The sequence below is a fragment of the Pseudomonas sp. Je.1.5.c genome, assembly GCF_051129895.1.
Classification (GTDB): Bacteria; Pseudomonadota; Gammaproteobacteria; order Pseudomonadales; family Pseudomonadaceae; genus Aquipseudomonas; species Aquipseudomonas urmiensis.
Map to the genome: position 1 here is coordinate 167,955 of NZ_JBCPSP010000006.1, position 16,362 is coordinate 184,316.

The 16,362-nt window shown below is 62.3% G+C and carries 8 protein-coding genes; 2 read left to right on the forward strand and 6 right to left on the reverse strand.

What is annotated here, in order from left to right; all coding sequences use genetic code 11:
* Positions 1-4: 4 nt before the first annotated feature.
* Positions 5-4,282, reverse strand: a complete 4,278-nt coding sequence (locus tag AAZU54_RS07695) for a DEAD/DEAH box helicase (protein ID WP_434726928.1) — start codon at positions 4,280-4,282, stop codon at positions 5-7.
* 582 nt (positions 4,283-4,864) lie between these two features.
* Between AAZU54_RS07695 and AAZU54_RS07700 the strand changes: the two genes are divergently transcribed.
* Positions 4,865-5,278 carry an NUDIX hydrolase gene (locus AAZU54_RS07700; RefSeq protein WP_186556188.1) on the forward strand — a complete coding sequence of 138 codons (414 nt, stop codon included), beginning with the start codon at positions 4,865-4,867 and terminating at the stop codon, positions 5,276-5,278.
* Here AAZU54_RS07700 and metR read toward each other — a convergent pair.
* Complete coding sequence (metR, locus tag AAZU54_RS07705) at positions 5,262-6,179, reverse strand: transcriptional regulator MetR (protein WP_368971386.1); 918 nt, start codon at positions 6,177-6,179, stop codon at positions 5,262-5,264. The two genes, AAZU54_RS07700 and metR, sit on opposite strands and share 17 nt — an antisense overlap.
* A gap of 112 nt (positions 6,180-6,291) precedes the next feature.
* The gene (locus AAZU54_RS07710; protein WP_434726929.1) at positions 6,292-11,487 is read right to left on the reverse strand and encodes a dermonecrotic toxin domain-containing protein; all 5,196 of its coding nucleotides are present in this window, start codon (positions 11,485-11,487) and stop codon (positions 6,292-6,294) included.
* A gap of 199 nt (positions 11,488-11,686) precedes the next feature.
* On the opposite strand from AAZU54_RS07710, the gene AAZU54_RS07715 reads away from it, so the two are divergent.
* Positions 11,687-12,682 carry an alpha/beta fold hydrolase gene (locus AAZU54_RS07715; protein WP_434726930.1) on the forward strand — a complete coding sequence of 332 codons (996 nt, stop codon included), beginning with the start codon at positions 11,687-11,689 and terminating at the stop codon, positions 12,680-12,682.
* A gap of 33 nt (positions 12,683-12,715) precedes the next feature.
* Here AAZU54_RS07715 and AAZU54_RS07720 read toward each other — a convergent pair whose 3' ends face one another.
* Genes AAZU54_RS07720 through AAZU54_RS07730 form a run of 3 tightly spaced genes read right to left on the reverse strand, consistent with a single transcriptional unit; the run spans position 12,716 to position 16,306 of the window.
* The gene (locus tag AAZU54_RS07720) at positions 12,716-13,051 is read right to left on the reverse strand and encodes a GlpM family protein (protein WP_186556192.1); all 336 of its coding nucleotides are present in this window, start codon (positions 13,049-13,051) and stop codon (positions 12,716-12,718) included.
* 25 nt (positions 13,052-13,076) lie between these two features.
* Entirely contained in the window at positions 13,077-14,405 is a 1,329-nt protein-coding gene (locus tag AAZU54_RS07725; protein WP_186556193.1) for a sigma-54-dependent transcriptional regulator, read from the reverse strand.
* Positions 14,402-16,306, reverse strand: coding sequence for a sensor histidine kinase (locus tag AAZU54_RS07730; protein ID WP_405129589.1), 1,905 nt, complete (start codon positions 16,304-16,306; stop codon positions 14,402-14,404). The genes AAZU54_RS07725 and AAZU54_RS07730 overlap by 4 nt, the downstream gene beginning before the upstream one ends.
* Between the last annotated feature and the right edge of the window lie 56 nt (positions 16,307-16,362).

The following is a 16,362-nucleotide window of genomic DNA, read 5'->3' on the forward strand; positions in this document are numbered from 1 at the left end:
GCCCTCAGCCACGCAGCAACTTCAGCCGCCAGGCCTCCTGCTCGGCAGGCGCCTCAAGCAAAAACACATACTTGCCCGCCACCCGCGCAGCCACCGGCAGGCCATCGCGGTAAAGCAGCCGATTGCCACTCACCGCAGGCACCTTGCTCCCTGGCAATAATGTGCCAATCAAATTCAGCGGATCACTGGCACTTACCATCACCAGCTCGCCATCCAGCGCCCGCCGCCTGACCTGGCGCAGCAGCCCGACCGCTTCGGGCAAGGCAAACTGTTCCCCCGCCAACCCCGCAATGAAACGCCCACCACGAATCTCGCCGCGCGCTTCCAGCCGGTGATAACAGCGCAGCATCTCTCGCCACGGCGGCAGGGCATCGCTTTCGCGCTCCAGCAAGCGCCAGCAGATCACCCCATAGCGGCGCAACAGCGCCCGGGCAATGTGCTCCAGGCGTTGATCGTGATCGGGCTCGGCGCTATTGCGCCTGAGCAATGCCCAGCGTCCGGCGTGAGCCATGCTGCTGGACATCGGCGGATGGCCACGGCGGCTAATGCGCGATGAGCGCTTGGCGGCGGGTGTGATCAGGCTGCGCAAGCCGGTAAAGCTATCTGCGCCGACCAGGCCCGAGCCCACCAGCTCCTGCAAGGCGGACTCCAACTCGCTGGGCAGCAGGTGGGCCTCGTGGCTCAATTCATCGAAGAACAACGCCCCGTGGCGGTGCAATGCCTCATGCACCCGTTGCGCACGTGGCCCCAGCTCACTCACCTCAGGCGCGCTGGCCAAGCTGCGCCACAGCCCCAAGTGCTCACGCGGTAGCAGCACCAGTGGCGTGCTCGACAGGGTACTGCTCGACGCCGTCGCCGCCAGCCGGCTCCACGCCCACTGCCCGCTGCGGCAGGCATCGTCCAGCCAATGTGGGCTGTAGTCCTTGATCCGCGCTGGCAGCAGGTCTGCCTCCCAGGCACCGGCAGCACTCGGGAAGCCTTGCAACTGCCCCAGCACTTCACTGATCGCCTCAGGCCCGCGCAAGCGATCCTGGCTGGCCAGGTGCTGCCAATCGAACAGAAAGCGCATGAAGTCCTGCAGGCTGACCGGCTCGATCTCTCGGCGCAGACGTTTGACCGTGTAGCGATGAATTCGCGCCAGCAGGTGGCGCTCACACCATTGCAGCGCCTGGCTGGCTGGGCTGAAGTGACCGCGCAACACATAGCCTTGCTGCTCCAGGCGTGCCAGGGCCTGCTCGATGTCCGGCTCCGCCAAGCCCAGCGGGGCGGCGATCTGCGAGAGCGTCAGAGGTCCAAAGCCGCTGAGGCGGGCGCGCAGCAGTTCGGTGAGTGCGGTATCGGTATCTATGGGGTGATCGAACCCAGCAAGCAGGTCTACAGACGGTTCAAGCCGTGCGCCCGGGTACAATGCCGTGAACAGGTTCAAGCGCTCGCGGGCCAGCCACAGTGGCTGGCCGGGCGTATGCAGGCAGGTGCTGCGTCCGGCCTTGGCTAAAGTGTGCAGCAGTGCCTGCCAACCAGGGTTGCCTTCTACTTCAGCCTGGCTGATGGCGCCCAGGCTCATCAGTGCCTCATGCATCTCGTCGCTGCTGGTCGGTTGCGGCCAGGCTTCATCCTGCACTGCGACAATCGCCTCGGCATCCAGTGCGCCAAGCTCGTCGCTGCTGTGCACCTCGTTCCAGCGCCGATTGAGCACCGCCTGGGTGCGCCGCTCTTCGAGCGGGGCATCATCGAGAAAGGCGTAGGGACGCGCATTGAGAATGGCCGCCGCCAAGGGCGATGGCGCCGGCAAGTCACGGCTGAGCAGGCGCACCTGGCCATTTTCCATGCGCCTGAGCAGGGCCAGCCAGCCCTCGCTGTCCATCGCTTCGTGCAGGCAATCGTCGAGGGTCTGTTCGACCAGCGGGTGATCGGGGATCTGCCGTTCGCCGGCGATGTTTTCCAGGCAGGCGATCTGGTCTGGGAACACGGCTGCAACCAGGTCCTCGCTCTTCATTCGCTGGATCTGCGGCGCCACCTTGCGCCCGCCGACGAAACGCGGCAGGGCCAGGGCTACCGCAGCGTTCCAGCGCCAGCGTACGCCAAACAGCGGGGCGTCGAGCACGGCCTGGATCAGGATCGTCTCGGCGCTCTTGCTCGACAGGTAGCGCCACACTTCGTCGAGCTCGAAACTGTGGCTGGTCGACAGCGAGAGTACGATCGCGTCCTCGCTGGCCGCAGCTTGCAGCTCGAAATTGAAGGTGCGGCAGAAACGCTTGCGCAGGGCCAGCCCCCAGGCGCGGTTGATCCGGCTGCCATAGGGTGAGTGGATGATCAGCTGGGTACCGCCAGACTCGTCGAAGAAACGCTCCATCACCAGCGTCTGCTGCGAGGGCAGGGCGCCGAGCACTTGCCAGGTACGCTGGAGATAATCAAGCAGTTGGCTGACGGTGTCCTGGTGCAGTTCATAGCTGTCCTGCAGCCACTGGCGGACCGGCTCAGGTTCGCCGCCACTGAGCTGCAGCTGCTCATCGATACGGGCTTGTAGCCGGGCCACTGCGGTCGATAGCTCGTCGCTGCGCCCAGGCGCCTCGCCGAGCCAGAACGGAATGGTCGGCGGCAGCCCATGGGCGTCCTCGACCCTGACCCGACCGGGCTCGACGCGCAGGATGCGGTACGACGCATTGCCCAGCTGGAAGATATCGCCGGCAATGCTTTCGACCGCGAAGTCTTCGTTGACGCTGCCGATGTTCAACGCCTGGGGTTCGAGCAGCACGGCATAGTCGGCAGTTTCCGGGATGGTGCCGCCGCTGGTCAGCGCGGTCAGCTGGCTGCCCCGGCGCCCGCGCAACATGCCGCTGACCGCATCGCGGTGGACATAGGCGGCACGCACGCCCTGGCGGCCGTTGTAGCCCTCGGCCAGGAGGCGCAGCAGTGACTGGTAATGGCGCAGGTCCAGCTCGGCAAAAGGTTGGGCCTGGCGCAGGCAGTCGAACAAGGTCTGTTCGGACCACGGCTGGTTACTGACTTCGGCAACGATCTGCTGGGCCACCACATCCAGCGGCGCCTTGGGCGTGTGCAACTCATCGAGTTCGCCCCGGCGCACGCAATCGAGCAAGGCCACGCATTCGATCAAGTCATCGCGAGAGGTCGGGAACAGCCGCCCCTTGGGTACGCCATCGACCTGGTGTCCTGAACGTCCGACCCGCTGCAAGAAGCCCGCGATCGAGCCGGGCGAGGCGATCTGGCAGACCAGCTCGACCTCGCCGATGTCGATGCCCAGTTCCAGCGAAGCCGTGGCGACCAGTACTTGCAGTTCGCCCGCTTTCAGCCGTTGCTCGGCAATCAGCCGGTGCTCCTTGGCCAGGCTGCCGTGGTGAGCGGCGACCCGCGCATTGCCCAGGCGCTCGCCCAGATGACGGGTCAGGCGCTCAGCCAGGCGCCGGGTGTTGACGAAGATCAGCGTGGTGCGGTGTTCGCGGGCCAGGGCGGCGAGGCGGTCGTAGACCAGGTTCCACACATCGGTAGCCATTACCGCCCCTAGCGGTACCGGCGGCACTTCGATGGCCAGATCACGCTGGCGTGCATGGCCGACATCGACGATGGCGCAGGGCCGTTGATGGCCGACCAGAAACTGCGCCACGCGCTCTACCGGGCGTTGCGTGGCCGACAGGCCGATACGCCGCAGCGGCCTGCCACACAGGGCTTGCAGGCGCTCCAAGGTCAACGCCAGGTGACAGCCGCGCTTGTTTCCGGCCACGGCATGAATCTCATCGACGATCACTGTGTGCACCTGCGCAAGGCCGGCACGGCCGGACCCCGAGCCGAGCAGCACGTAGAGCGATTCCGGGGTGGTCACCAGGATATGCGGAGCCAGTTTGCGCATGGCCGCACGGTCTTTTTGCGGAGTATCGCCGGTGCGCACCGCCGTGGTGATCCGCGGCGCCTTCAGGCCCTGGGCTTCGAGGGCTTGGCTGATCCCTTCGAGGGGTACCTGCAGGTTGAGGCGAATGTCGTTGGACAGCGCCTTGAGCGGTGAAACATACACCACCTGGGTTTGCGCAGGCAGTTCACCGCCGTGCTCCAGGCCTTGGCGAAACAGCTCATCGAGTACCGCCAGAAAGGCGCTCAAGGTCTTGCCCGAACCGGTGGGGGCGGCGAGCAGCATCGATTGGCCACTGTGAATCAGCGGCCAGGCACGCGCCTGGGCGTCGGTGACCGTGGCGAAGCGCTGGCCGAACCAGCTGCCAACGGCGGGGTGGAACAGATCCAGGACCGGGTGGTGCAGGGCAGGGAGGTTCATGCATTGGTTATGCAGGGCATGGCGCGGGTTGGCAAGGGGCCGTTCGTCTGCCTGTACAACGCTATCGCGGGGCCGCTACAGCCACCCCAGACCAGTAATCTTTGGTCGCTGTCTTAGCCTGCGCCCCCTTCCATGACCACCTCCATCATCGACTGGCGTGGGAGCGGCCTTGCCCCGCCATAGGGCCGCTACAGACACCCCAGATCAGTGATCTTTGGTCGCTTTCTTAGCCTGCGAGCCCTTCCATGACCACCTCCATCATCGACTGGCGTGGGAGCGGGCTTGCCCCGCGACAGGGCCGCTACAGCCACCCCAGATCAGTAATCTTCGGTCGCTGTCTTAGCCTGCGCCCCCTTCCATGACCCCCACCATCATCGACTGGCGTGGGAGCGGGCTTGCCCCGCGATAGGGCCGCTACAGACACCCCAGATCAGTTATCCTCAGCCGCTGTTTAGCCTGCGCCCCCTTCCATGACCCCCACCATCATCGACTGGCGTGGGAGCGGGCTTGCCCCGCGATAGGGCCGCTACAGACACCCCAGATCAGTTATCCTCAGCCGCTGTTTAGCCTGCGAGCCCTTCCATGACCAACATCATCCGCATCGCCGCCGCCCTGCTGATCGACCCCCAGGGTCGCACCCTGCTGGTGCGCAAACGCGGCACCCAGGCCTTCATGCAACCTGGTGGCAAGATCGATGCCGGGGAAACCCCGCAGCAAGCCCTGGTGCGCGAACTCCATGAAGAACTCGGCCTGCGCGTCGACCCTGAGCACGCCGAGTACCTGGGCCAATTCAGCGCCCCAGCGGCCAACGAGCCAGGCTTTGAGGTGCAGGCCGAACTGTTTCGCGTACACAGCGCCGAGGCTGTGGCCCCGGCTGCGGAAATCGAAGAGGTGTTATGGCTGGCAGCCGAGCAGACGCCAACCTTTGAGCTGGCGCCGCTGACCCGCGACCTGATCCTGCCGCTCTACCGGCAGGGCCTCAACGTACCGCGCTGACCCCATCGAGGGTGGCGAACGAAGTGTCTTTAGCCGTCAGCAAAAAGTCGCGCATGTACGGCGCATCGAGCATGTCGGTGCGCACCGCCGCGTAAAGCGTGGCAAACAGGCCTTTCTCCCCCAAACGCTTGCCCTTCACATAGCCGCGCGAGCTGTACTCATGCAGCGCCCAGTGCGGCATGCCGCACACGCCCCGGCCACTGGCGACCAACTGCATCATCATCACGGTCAGCTCCGAGGTGCGTACCGCCGCCGGCTCGATGTCGGCCGGCTCCAGGAAACGGGTGAAGATATCCAGGCGGTCGCGCTCGACCGGGTAGGTGATCAACGTCTGGTCGAGCAGGTCCTGCGGCACGATGTAGGGTTTGCTGGCCAAGGCGTGTTGATTGGCCACCGCCAGCATCGCCTCGTAGGTGAACAGCGGCACGTAGGTGATACCCGACAGGTCCAGCGGGTCGGAGGTCACCACCAGGTCCAGATCGCCGCGGGCCAACGCTGGCAGTGGCGCGAAGGCAAAGCCTGAAGCCAGGTCTAGCTCGACTTCCGGCCAGGCATCGCGGAACTGGTCGATGGTCGGCATCAGCCATTGGAAACAGCTATGGCATTCAATCGCCATGTGCAGACGACCAGCAGTGCCACCGGCCAGGCGGGCGATGTCGCGTTCGGCGCTACGCAGCAGCGGCAAGGTGGCGTCGGCCAGTTGCAGCAGGCGCAGGCCGGCACTGGTGAAGCGGATCGGCTTGGTCTTGCGCACGAAGATGGGCAGGCCAAGGCGCTCTTCGAGTTCCTTGAACTGGTGGGACAGCGCCGATTGCGTCAGGTGCAGGCGTTCGGCGGCCTCGACCAGGCTATCGGCCTCGCGCAGGGCATGCAGGGTTTTCAGGTGGCGGATCTCAAGCACAACGACTTCTCATGAGCGATATTGTAGCGGATAGGAAAGTCGTTGAGTTTGGCTCAAGTTGCGATGTCTGTCGATCACTTGGCAAGGCAGGGCAGGCCCTGCCAAGTGCTTGCTAGGCGAGTGAGGCGAAGTGCTGGTTGGCTATGCTGCGTGATAGCGGCCCGCGCCAGATGTTACTGGGTTCGGCCTGAGCTGCCTGCCATTGCGGGCCGAGGAAGCGGTCCTCGGCGCGTTTGAGATGCGCTGCGCTGAACTTGTCGAATGGGGTATCGGCGCTACGGTAGTGGAAGTGTGCATACCAAAGTAGCGCATGGTCGTGGTTGGCGAGGTCGACGATCTGGTATTCCTGAAGATAATCGCGCTCGCTGAGCATCTGCCGCTGGCCTGCGCGACGCAATTCAACCTGGCGCTGCTCGATCAGGTAACTCAACTGGCCCTCGCTGGGTTGCGCGCTTTGCTTTACCTGGGCAATGCGCATGGACCGCCCCTCGGCACGTAGCGCTTGGGCTTGAGTGCGGAGTCTGGCTGGCTCGTGGGCTGATGGGTCGAGTTGCTGTAGCCGATCGGCATAACGTTGCAGGTCATCGGCCTTGATCACCATCATGTGTTCGACGTCTACTGCCAGCATGCCTTGGCGCTGATAGGTCTGAATGCGTTTGCGATAGCTGGGCAGGTTAGCCATGGCTTGGTTGGCGACGTGTTTAAGGTCGCGCAATTCATGTGCTCGCGTGGGCCTGTCGGCTGCCCGCTGACGCCAGCGCTCGCCATCGGCCTCGAAGCGCTTGAGCACAGAGCCATCATCCTTATGCATGACCATCTGGGCAGGCCGACTCGTAGTGGCTGGCTGATAATCGCCGACCAGCCAATGACCATCCGTGTCCAGGAACAACCTGGGGCTACGCGAGGGCGCCCCGTCCGTACGCTGGCGCTGCGGTAGGCGCCTGAGCTGAGTGTCTGACATGGTGATCAGGGTATCGAGATTGCTGTACAGGCGCGTGAGGTAGGACTCATCGAACAGCTCTGGAAAACTGGCATAAGTGCTTTGCAGGCGTCGCTTGTACTGACTGAAAACGCCGCGCGCCTGTTCATAGATCAGGCGTCTTTGCGCGGCATTGACCTGCACCTCGCGCAGGTCAATGACGGTATTGCGCGTTCGGTGAATGGCTTCTTCGAACTCTGCGAGCCGCTGCACAAGAAATTCGGCCACCACTGAGGGGTTGTTATGGCGCAAGGTTGCAGGCATCAGGTGCAGGGTGTCGAAGTAGGCTTTGAACTCGCCGTTCAAATGCTGCTGGTAGCGCTGGTAGGAGGCGTGTAGCTGAGGGTCACGCTCGGCTCGTTGGAACCAAGTAGTCAAATCTTCCATGCCCTGGAAAATCTCGTCGCGCTCTTTCAGGTGCTCAATCGCTTTCTGTCGCCATTGCCGCAGCAAGGGTAGCTGCTCGGCAAATTCATCCACACCTAGCACGCGCATCTGCAGGTGCGCCATCTCGATGAGGCGGCCGCGACCTCGCTTGGCCAGCAGTTCGATCAGATTGAATAGGCGCTCGCAGATCAGCTTAGCGGCACGCGCTTTCTGCGTCATAGGTGTATGTTGGTTCCTGCGAGCGCTGATCTGCAGCACTTCGTCCCAGGATTGGTAAGTTTGCTTGCCCCGCGTGATGTCGTCGAGAAAGCTCGCCTGCAACTCCGCCCCCGGCGCATTACGCTGCGCTAGCCCATTACTGCGCTTGATAGAAGCGATCAAGCTGGCCTCATCGGCAAAGGCTTTGGAAGTTACCCTGCGTTGTCGCCGATAGTGCTGGTCGACCAGAAAACGCGGCAGTTGCTCGCGTATGGCTGCTGGCCAGAAGGGATCTAGCTGCTCGGCCAGACGCCCGATAACCTGACCGCCACCTGCGCCTGCACCGAGCAGATGAACGCCATGCAGAGCGAAGTGCGTATCCCAGTGTCCGTACTCATCCAGGCTGATTGCTCGTTTCCAGCCTTTGTGGATGGTGCCCTGCAGACGCCAGGTGTGAGCGGTAGCGTCCCATTGCACCTGATAAAACTGCTGCTCGATCTGGATGAAGTCGCCTTGGGTATGTCGGTAAATACCCCGATAGCGTCCGTGCGTCGCGGCGGACACCCCGTTCATGGAGAGGGCTTGTTGATATTCATAGCCAGCGAAGCGCTTGACTCGTGAGAGTGCGCGGGCATCCAAGCGCAGTTGCGCTGAACTCATGCTGCGCAGGTTACGAAGCTGACGCTGGCGTGTCAGTTGGCGCAGGGTGAGTGAATTGACGCCGATGCCGGTGGCCACATCCATCGCCGTGTCGATCACCGCGAGCACTATATCGTTGAGCGCTTCGAGCCCCTCGATAATCTTGCTCTGGGTAAACGCGTTGACCGCACGCGCTGCCGATTCGAACAGATCGTAGATGCCAATGGCAGTGCCGAACAGTGGCACTACACCTATCGCAAGCTTCAGATAGGTAAAGATCATGTTGCTTTGATGGGTGAAATTCTCCATCCAGAGTTGGTCGTTGGAGCGAGTACTGGCCCGATGAGCCACGATCGCGCGGCCCATCTGTGCATTGAGCAGATGCTCGGCCAGTGAGGTGGTCGCAGGCCACTGTGCGCCCACGCCGATCACACCTGAGAAGTCATGCAGATGAGCCTTCCGGATGCGCGACATATGCGCCTGAAGGTCGCCGTGCAGCGCCCTGCCGGCCAAGTAGTGGCTTTGCGTTTCTTCGCGACTGCGCTCGTAGAGGCTGAGCCTGGCGGCCTCCAGGCTTGCGTGCTGAGCTAATGGGTGACTCGCATGCTCAGGTAGATATAACAGCGTGACGCCTGAGCGACGGTCTTCAATGAACGTGACACCGGACAAGGTGGTTGGGCCAAAATCGGTGTCGGCGCCGCCTGAGGTCAGCGTCGCCGCCAGCAGGCGGATGTCATAGCCTTTCGCTTGATAAGCCGAACGGCTGTCGGCCCGGATGGCGATCTGCAGGATGGCCAAGCCTTGATCATTCAATACGCCTTTTCCGTGCAACAGCAGGCCCTGCATCCGCAGCATCAACTGCACCGGCGTAGTCAAGCATTCGCGTCGATATTCGGCCCATAAAGGGCTGTCGTCTAGACCTTTATAGGCAGCAAGGATCTGCTGTTCATAGGCATTGGCTAGGTCTAGCTCCTTGACCAGTTTTTGCAGGTACTCGGCATTGAGTCCCGCCGTAAGCGTCGATTTCAGGGCAGTATCGTCGGTGGCTAAATCCAGCCGCAAATGGTTCAGCCGCCTCAGCATGTTCTCGTCGATGTTTTCCAGCAGCAGGGTAACAAGGTTGATCGTTTCTCGTTCAGGGCTGGGTCTGTAGACTTTTCGCGTGACCGTGCCTGGTGTCCCACCAGTGACAATATCCGTGACCAGATCGACGCTACGTGGCAGGTCGAGGCCTATGTCACTGTTGTCGTAGTGCGGAAAGTCGCGTTTCAGCCGTTGCCTGATCAGCGTTCGAGCAAAAGTCTGGCACTCCTGTAGATCCTTGGTCAGTAACGCTTCGCTGCGCTTTACTGCATTGATGTATTCGGGCATCAGACTGCTCAGCGCCTGACGAGTAGTCGGTGACAGCCTACTGAAGCGGGTTGCCAGCGGCGCAGCCTTGCTCACCACCTGATCTTGCTCTTGGATAAGGCGAAGCGCCGTTTCGCGTGCGGCATGGCGAGGTATCTGCAGGCGTTGTTCGAGTGTTTCCTTGAGGGGCGGAAGTTCAGTGGCCAAAGCTGCCAGACCCTGTTCATTTTGAACCTGCTGCGTGAGCGTGCGCATACGGCTGAGCGTGGCGTTGAGGGTCTGCGCCAGTACATCACCGTTGATCTGCAGCAGATCCACCGACTGATGCGCTTCACTCATGCCCAGGCAATTGGCAAGGGCCAGGCGGTTCGGGCAATGCAGAAGCCCACCGTGTTCACCTGGCCAGTACAGCAATATCGGGCCGTCAGTAGCAGCGCTCAAGGTCGCTGCGTCGGTTATCAGTAGTACTTCGCGCAGATGCTGCTCACCGGCGCTGTCAGCCAATTCACTATGAGCTTGCTGTTTTAGCAGTGGATAGGCCGCGCGCACATTGCTGTCGCTGGCAGGAAAATCCCCGCCCAGATCGAGAATGGATTGCACAGCGCTCAGTTGCGCACTACTGATTTGTCCAAGCAGCTGCTGAATTTGCGCGTGAACCTGCAGCCCTTGGCGATGGGCCTTGAGCAATGCCGAGTTGGTTTGCAGGGTGGTGGCGGCCGAGTGCCAGCGGGGCGAGCGCAACAACGTTTGCGTGGCTTGCCTGGCGTTTTCCTGTTGTTCTTGCAAGGACTTTTGCAGCGGCTGAAGTTTTTTTGCGTCGCTGTCGCTCAAATCGTTGATCAACTGCATCTGCCTGGCAACTTGGGCCGACGCGGCTGTATCTGAACTTTCAGGACCCAGGCCACCTAGGTCAAACAGCGAAAGCTGCGCTGCGTGTTCGTTAGTTTGCGCGAGGGCAGGACTTGCCTCAGTAAAAAACAGCTGGGGGGTGGGATGTGCCGTTTCCCACGCTAGTGCTTGGCTGAGGGCCACCGAGGCGAGGTTGCCAGGGTTATCTGCGCTGGCGTCTTCAAGGTTGTCGAGTGCGGCTTGCAGGTAGTTATCGAGCAAAGCGCTAAAGCCCTGGGCTACATCATCCAGCAGTCGATAGGTGATGCTGCCTGTGTGGTCTGGCAGTTGGTTTTCCAGGTCTTGGCGTGTGGCATGGCTGCTAAAGGCTGTGGCGCGTCCAGGCAGATAGAGTAGCTGTGGCGCTTCACCCTCGACCCTGAATACCAGGGCCCCAGAGGCGCCGGAGGGGCTTTCGATGGTGATGGTTTTGCCGTCGAGCATTTTCCATTCAGGATCGTTCTGCAAGCCGCTGACTGGCCGTAGCTGAGCCTCAGTGATCTGGGTGGCCGCCGAAGCCAGGCTCAGCGCTGCCTGAAAGTAGATTACATAGTATTGCTGCGCATGTTGTTGGCGGCTCAGGGACGTGCCCTGCGCGCGGCCCTTCCAGTAAGCCTGCCAGCGTTTGCGTAGGGTGTCTGGCAGATTCATCTCCGCCATTGTCAGTTCGTTCGGATCAGTTGCAGGTTTAGCGTCAAGCAGCGAGCGAATAACCAAACTGAGCCGTGGAGCTTGCTTGAGCAGCTCGTGGCAAATGTCTTGCGCTTTTTGGCAACTGGCTTTGGCTTGCAGCGTCGTGCGGGTCAGGGTTAGCGGCTGGGCCGCTATGAAAGGTGAGGCGATAACTGAAGGAAGAGTGTCGGTCATCGAGGGTTTCCATGATTGCACCTAAGCCGAAATTGGCCTGAGCATTAGAAAACCCGTGATGCAGACCAGGTAGGTAGATAGTTATCCGGAAGACCGTTGGGCGAGGTTCATCAAACTGTCACTGAACTGTGGCAGCGCGATTGAACGATTTTCATCAGACTCGCGCTCTACTGGGGATCTGCAATCTGGTGTTTCTTTCATGCGGGCTTTTCTGCTGTTTTTATTTTTCCTGTTCAGTGTGCCGGGTGCTTTCGCCGCCCAGCGTTGCGACGCGCAGGTACCTGTGCAACGGGCCGAGCTTGGCCAGGTCAGCCTGGTTTACCAAAGCGTTGGCAAACCGAGCGATCCGGTGTTGCTACTGGTGATGGGCTTGGGCGGGCAGCTCATTCACTGGCCCGACGATGTGGTCCAAGCGCTGTGCAAGCAGGGTTTTCGGGTGATTCGCTACGACAACCGCGATGTCGGGCTGTCGCGCTGGAACCAGCTACCGCCCTCGGCCAACCTTACGGTCGAGCTGTTGCGCTACAAATTCGGCTTGTCGGTGGCGGCGCCCTACACCCTGACCGACATGGCCAGCGATGGCCTGCGCCTGATGGATACGTTGCAGGTCGAGCAGTTTCATGTGCTGGGGGTGAGCATGGGCGGCATGATTGCCCAGCACCTGGCGGCGATGGCGCCAGAGCGGGTACGCAGTTTGACCTTGGTCATGTCCAGTTCTGGCGCTGATGGGTTACCCGCGCCGAGCCCGGCACTGGTGCAGTTACTGGCGCGGCGCAGTGCGCCGAGTCGTGAGGTGGCGATCGAGCAGCAGGCTGATCTGTTGGCCGCACTGGGTAGCCCGCAGGTGCGCGATGATCGGACGGTGCTGTTGCAGCAAGCGGCTTTGGCCTATGACCGGGCGTTCAATCCAGAAGGGGCCAAGCGCCAGATCATGGCGATTCTGGCCGAGCCGAGCCGGGTCGAGCTGTTGAATCAGTTGCGGGTGCCGACGCTGGTGGTGCATGGCACGGCTGATCCGTTGCTGCCGGTGATGCATGGGGTGCATCTGGCGGCGCATATCCAGGGCAGTCAACTGCGCTTGATTCCGGGGTTGGCGCATCGGTTTCAGGAGCAGTTCAAGGCGCCGCTGCTGGGGGCGGTGTTGCCTTACCTGAAGTCACATCGCGAGGATCTGACCCATTTGGCTCGGCTGTAGATTGTCGTGGGCCGCAAAGCGGCCCCAACAATCTCAGTGTAAACGCACCCAAAGGCTGACCAGCACCGTCGCGGCCACCAACCAGGCAACCGTCGCCAGCGCCAGTGACGCTTCCAAGCGCATCCGATCGACCAGCACATACAAGGTCGCCAGATACACGAAGTACGGAATGATCGACCACATGCCAAACAGGATGGTGGTCTTCAGATCTTCTAGCGAGCGCCCCTTGCCAACGATGTAGTGCGCAATCAGGGCGAAGGTCGGAAACAGCGGCACCAGCCCGGCAATGTAGTAATTGCGCGTCTTCGACAGTATCGCCAGCAGTACCACCACGCCCGCGCCCAAGGCGGCTTTGAATAGCAGATCCACAATGTCATCCAGGTTGAGATCGAGTTCAGCCGAGGCCGTATTTTTTCACTTTGTCGAACAGCGTGGTCTTGGCCATGCCCAGCTCCAGGCTGGCCTGGCTGAGGTTGCCGCCGCTGCGCTGCAAGGCATCGCTGAGCAGGTTGCGCTCGAACGCTTCCACCGCCTCGGCAAAGCCCAGGCCCTGGCTGGCGCCACTGGTGCCGGATTTCTTGAACGCCGGTAAGCCCAGGGCATAGCGCTCGGCGACGTTACGCAGCTCACGCACGTTGCCCGGCCAGTCGTGGGCCATCAGCCGCGACAGGGTCTGGCTGTCCAGCTCCGGCACTTCACGGTCAAAGCGCAGGGCCGATTGCTGCAAGAAGTGTTCGAACAGCTGCAGGATATCTTCCCGACGCTCGCGCAAGGGCGGTAGCTCCAGGGTCACCACGTTCAGGCGGTAATACAGGTCGCTGCGGAACTGGCCGCTCTGGCCCATGGCGTCGAGGTCGGACTTGGTTGCGGCGATCACCCGGCAGTCGACCGGGATGCTCTGGTTCGAGCCAAGCCGCTCCAGGGTGCGTTCCTGAAGTACGCGCAGCAGTTTGATTTGCAGGTTCAGCGGCATGCTCTCGACTTCATCGAGGAACAGCGTGCCGCCATTGGCGTGCTCGATCTTGCCGATGCGGCGCTTGCCGGCGCCGGTAAAGGCGTTGGCTTCGTGGCCGAAGATCTCGCTTTCGAACAGGTTCTCTGGCAGGCCGCCGCAGTTGAGCGCTACGAACGGCTGGCCTTGGCGCCGACTGAAGTCGTGCAGGCAGCGTGCGACCAGCTCTTTGCCGGTACCGGTTTCGCCTTCGATCAACACGTTGGCCGAGGTATCGGCAACGTTGGCGATCAGTTCGCGCAAGTTTTGCATGGCCGGTGAGCGGCCGATGATGCGCCCTTCTAGGGTGCTTTGGCCGGCCAACTGGCGGCGCAGCGAAAACACCTCGCGGGCCAGGCCACGTTGCTCCAGGGCGCGGCGCACCACTTCGACCAGGCGCTCTGGCGAGAAGGGTTTTTCCATGAAGTCGTAGGCGCCGTTGCGCATGGCGCCAACGGCCATGTCGATATCGCCGTGGCCAGTGATCAGCACCACCGGCAGGCTGCGGTCGCGCGCCTTGAGGCGGCTGAGCAGCTCCAGGCCGTCGATCCCCGGCAGGCGGATATCGCTGACGACGATGCCGGCAAAGTCATCGCCAATGCGTTCCAGGGCCTGCTCGGCACTGCCGACGCCTTCGCAGGCGATGTCTTCCAGGGCCAATGCCTGTTGGCAGCCGAGCAGTACATGCGGGTCGTCTTCGACGATCAGTACAGTTAAAGGCGCTTGGGTCATGAATGCTCAGCCGTTTCGCTAGGGGCGTTGACCAAGGGCAGGGCGAGGACGAACGCGGTGCCGCCAGTGGCGGGGTGTTCGACGCTCAGAGAGCCTTTGGCGGCGGCGGCCAGGCTCGCCGACAAGGTCAGGCCCAGGCCCAGGCCATGCTCGCCCGGTTTGGTGGTGAAAAAAGGTTCGAACAGGTGCTTGCGCGCCTCGGCATCGATGCCGTGGCCATTGTCGCGCACGCGCAGACGATACTTGTCGCCCTGCAGCTCGCCCTCCAACCACAGCTGGGGCTGCGGCTGAGTGGCCATGGCGTCCAGGGCGTTGCCGATCAGGTTAACCAGGATCTGCTCCAGGCGGGTCTGATCGATGGCCAACTGCTGGTCATCATACTGGCTGTGCAGTTGCAGATGGCAACCGGCAATGCGATTGCCCAGCACTTGCAGGCTGGCGTCGATCGCTTTGCTCAGCGAGGCTTGGCCGCTGTCGTCGCCGCGGCGGGCGAACGAACGCAGGCTGGCGGTGATGCGGCCCATGCGGTCGATCAGGTCGTTCATGGTGCGCAGGTTGGTGCTGGCCGTTTCCAGCGCGCCGCGCTCCAGGAAACGCACGGTGTTGCCGGACAAGGTGCGCAGCGCCGCCAGCGGTTGGTTCAACTCGTGGGCAATGCTGGTCGACATCTGGCCGATGGCGGCCAACTTGCCGGCCTGGACCAGTTCGTCTTGGGCGTGGCGCAGGGTCTGCTCGGCATGCCGGCGTTCGCGGATCTGGCCCTTGAGACGCTCGTTGCTGGCGCGCAGGTCGGCGGTGCGTTCGGCGATCTTGCGCTCCAGATGGCTGTTGGCTTCTTCCAGTGCTTCACGTGCGGCCAACCGCGTGGCGATGACTTTGCGCCGCTCATTCCAGGCAATCGCCAGGATCGCCAGCAGGGCGAAGGCCACCCCGACCAGGATGCCCTGGACCATCGACTCGCGGCGCAGGTCCTGCAGCGGCGTCAACAGGGTGAAATGCCACGGGGTGTCGGCCAGGCGCCGGGTCTGCGCCAGGTAGGACACTTCATGGGGTTTGCCTTGGGCGGTTTCGCTGTTGGCCGGGAAGGTCAGCTTCTCGACACCATCGGCCAGGGTTTCCCGGGCCAGTGGCTGCAACTCGTTCAGTGGCCACCAGTAGTATTGCAGGCTACGGGCCAGGCGTTCTTTGGTCTGTGGGGTCAGCGGGCGCACCGACTTGAGGCGTCTGGCCGGGTCGCTGGAGAGGATGATGATGCCGTTCTCGTCGCTGACGAAAGCTTCCAGCCGCGCACGTTGCCAGCGCTCCTCAAGGGTGTCCAGGCGCACCTTGATCACCGCTACGCCAATGATCTTGCCGTGTTCTTCCAGGCCATGGGCCAGGTAATAGCCGGCTTCGCCGGTGGTACTGCCGATGCCGTAGAAGCGTCCAGGCTCGCCGCGCACGGCATCCTGGAAGTAGGCACGAAACGACAGGTCTTCGCCGAGGAACGAGTCGGCATCGCGCCAGTTGCTGGTGGCTTGTACCCGGCCGCTGGTGTCGAGGACGAAGATCGCCCGGCTGCGACTGCGGCGGTTCAAGCCTTCCAAGTATTCGTTGACGACCTGGCGGGAGCCGCCGTCGGTGTCGGTCAGCAAGTGCGAGACGCTGTCTTCGAGCTCCAGCAGGCTGGGCAGGTAGGTGTACTTGCTGATTTCACTCTCGACCGTGCGCGCGTGCAGCTCCAGCTGGCGCTCGCCATTCTCGCTCAACGCGCGCACGCCATTGCTCTCGCTGACCACATAGCCAAGCAGGCCCAAGCCGACCATCAGCAGGACGATCAAGGGGGGCAGCAGCAATTGACGGATCAGGCGGGATTTCACGGCGGGTTGGGCAGGGCGCAGAAGCGAGGGGTCGCATTTCATCACAGTGGCCTTGTCACGACCAGCATCGGCTGCCCGGTGGGGGACCGGACAGCCGC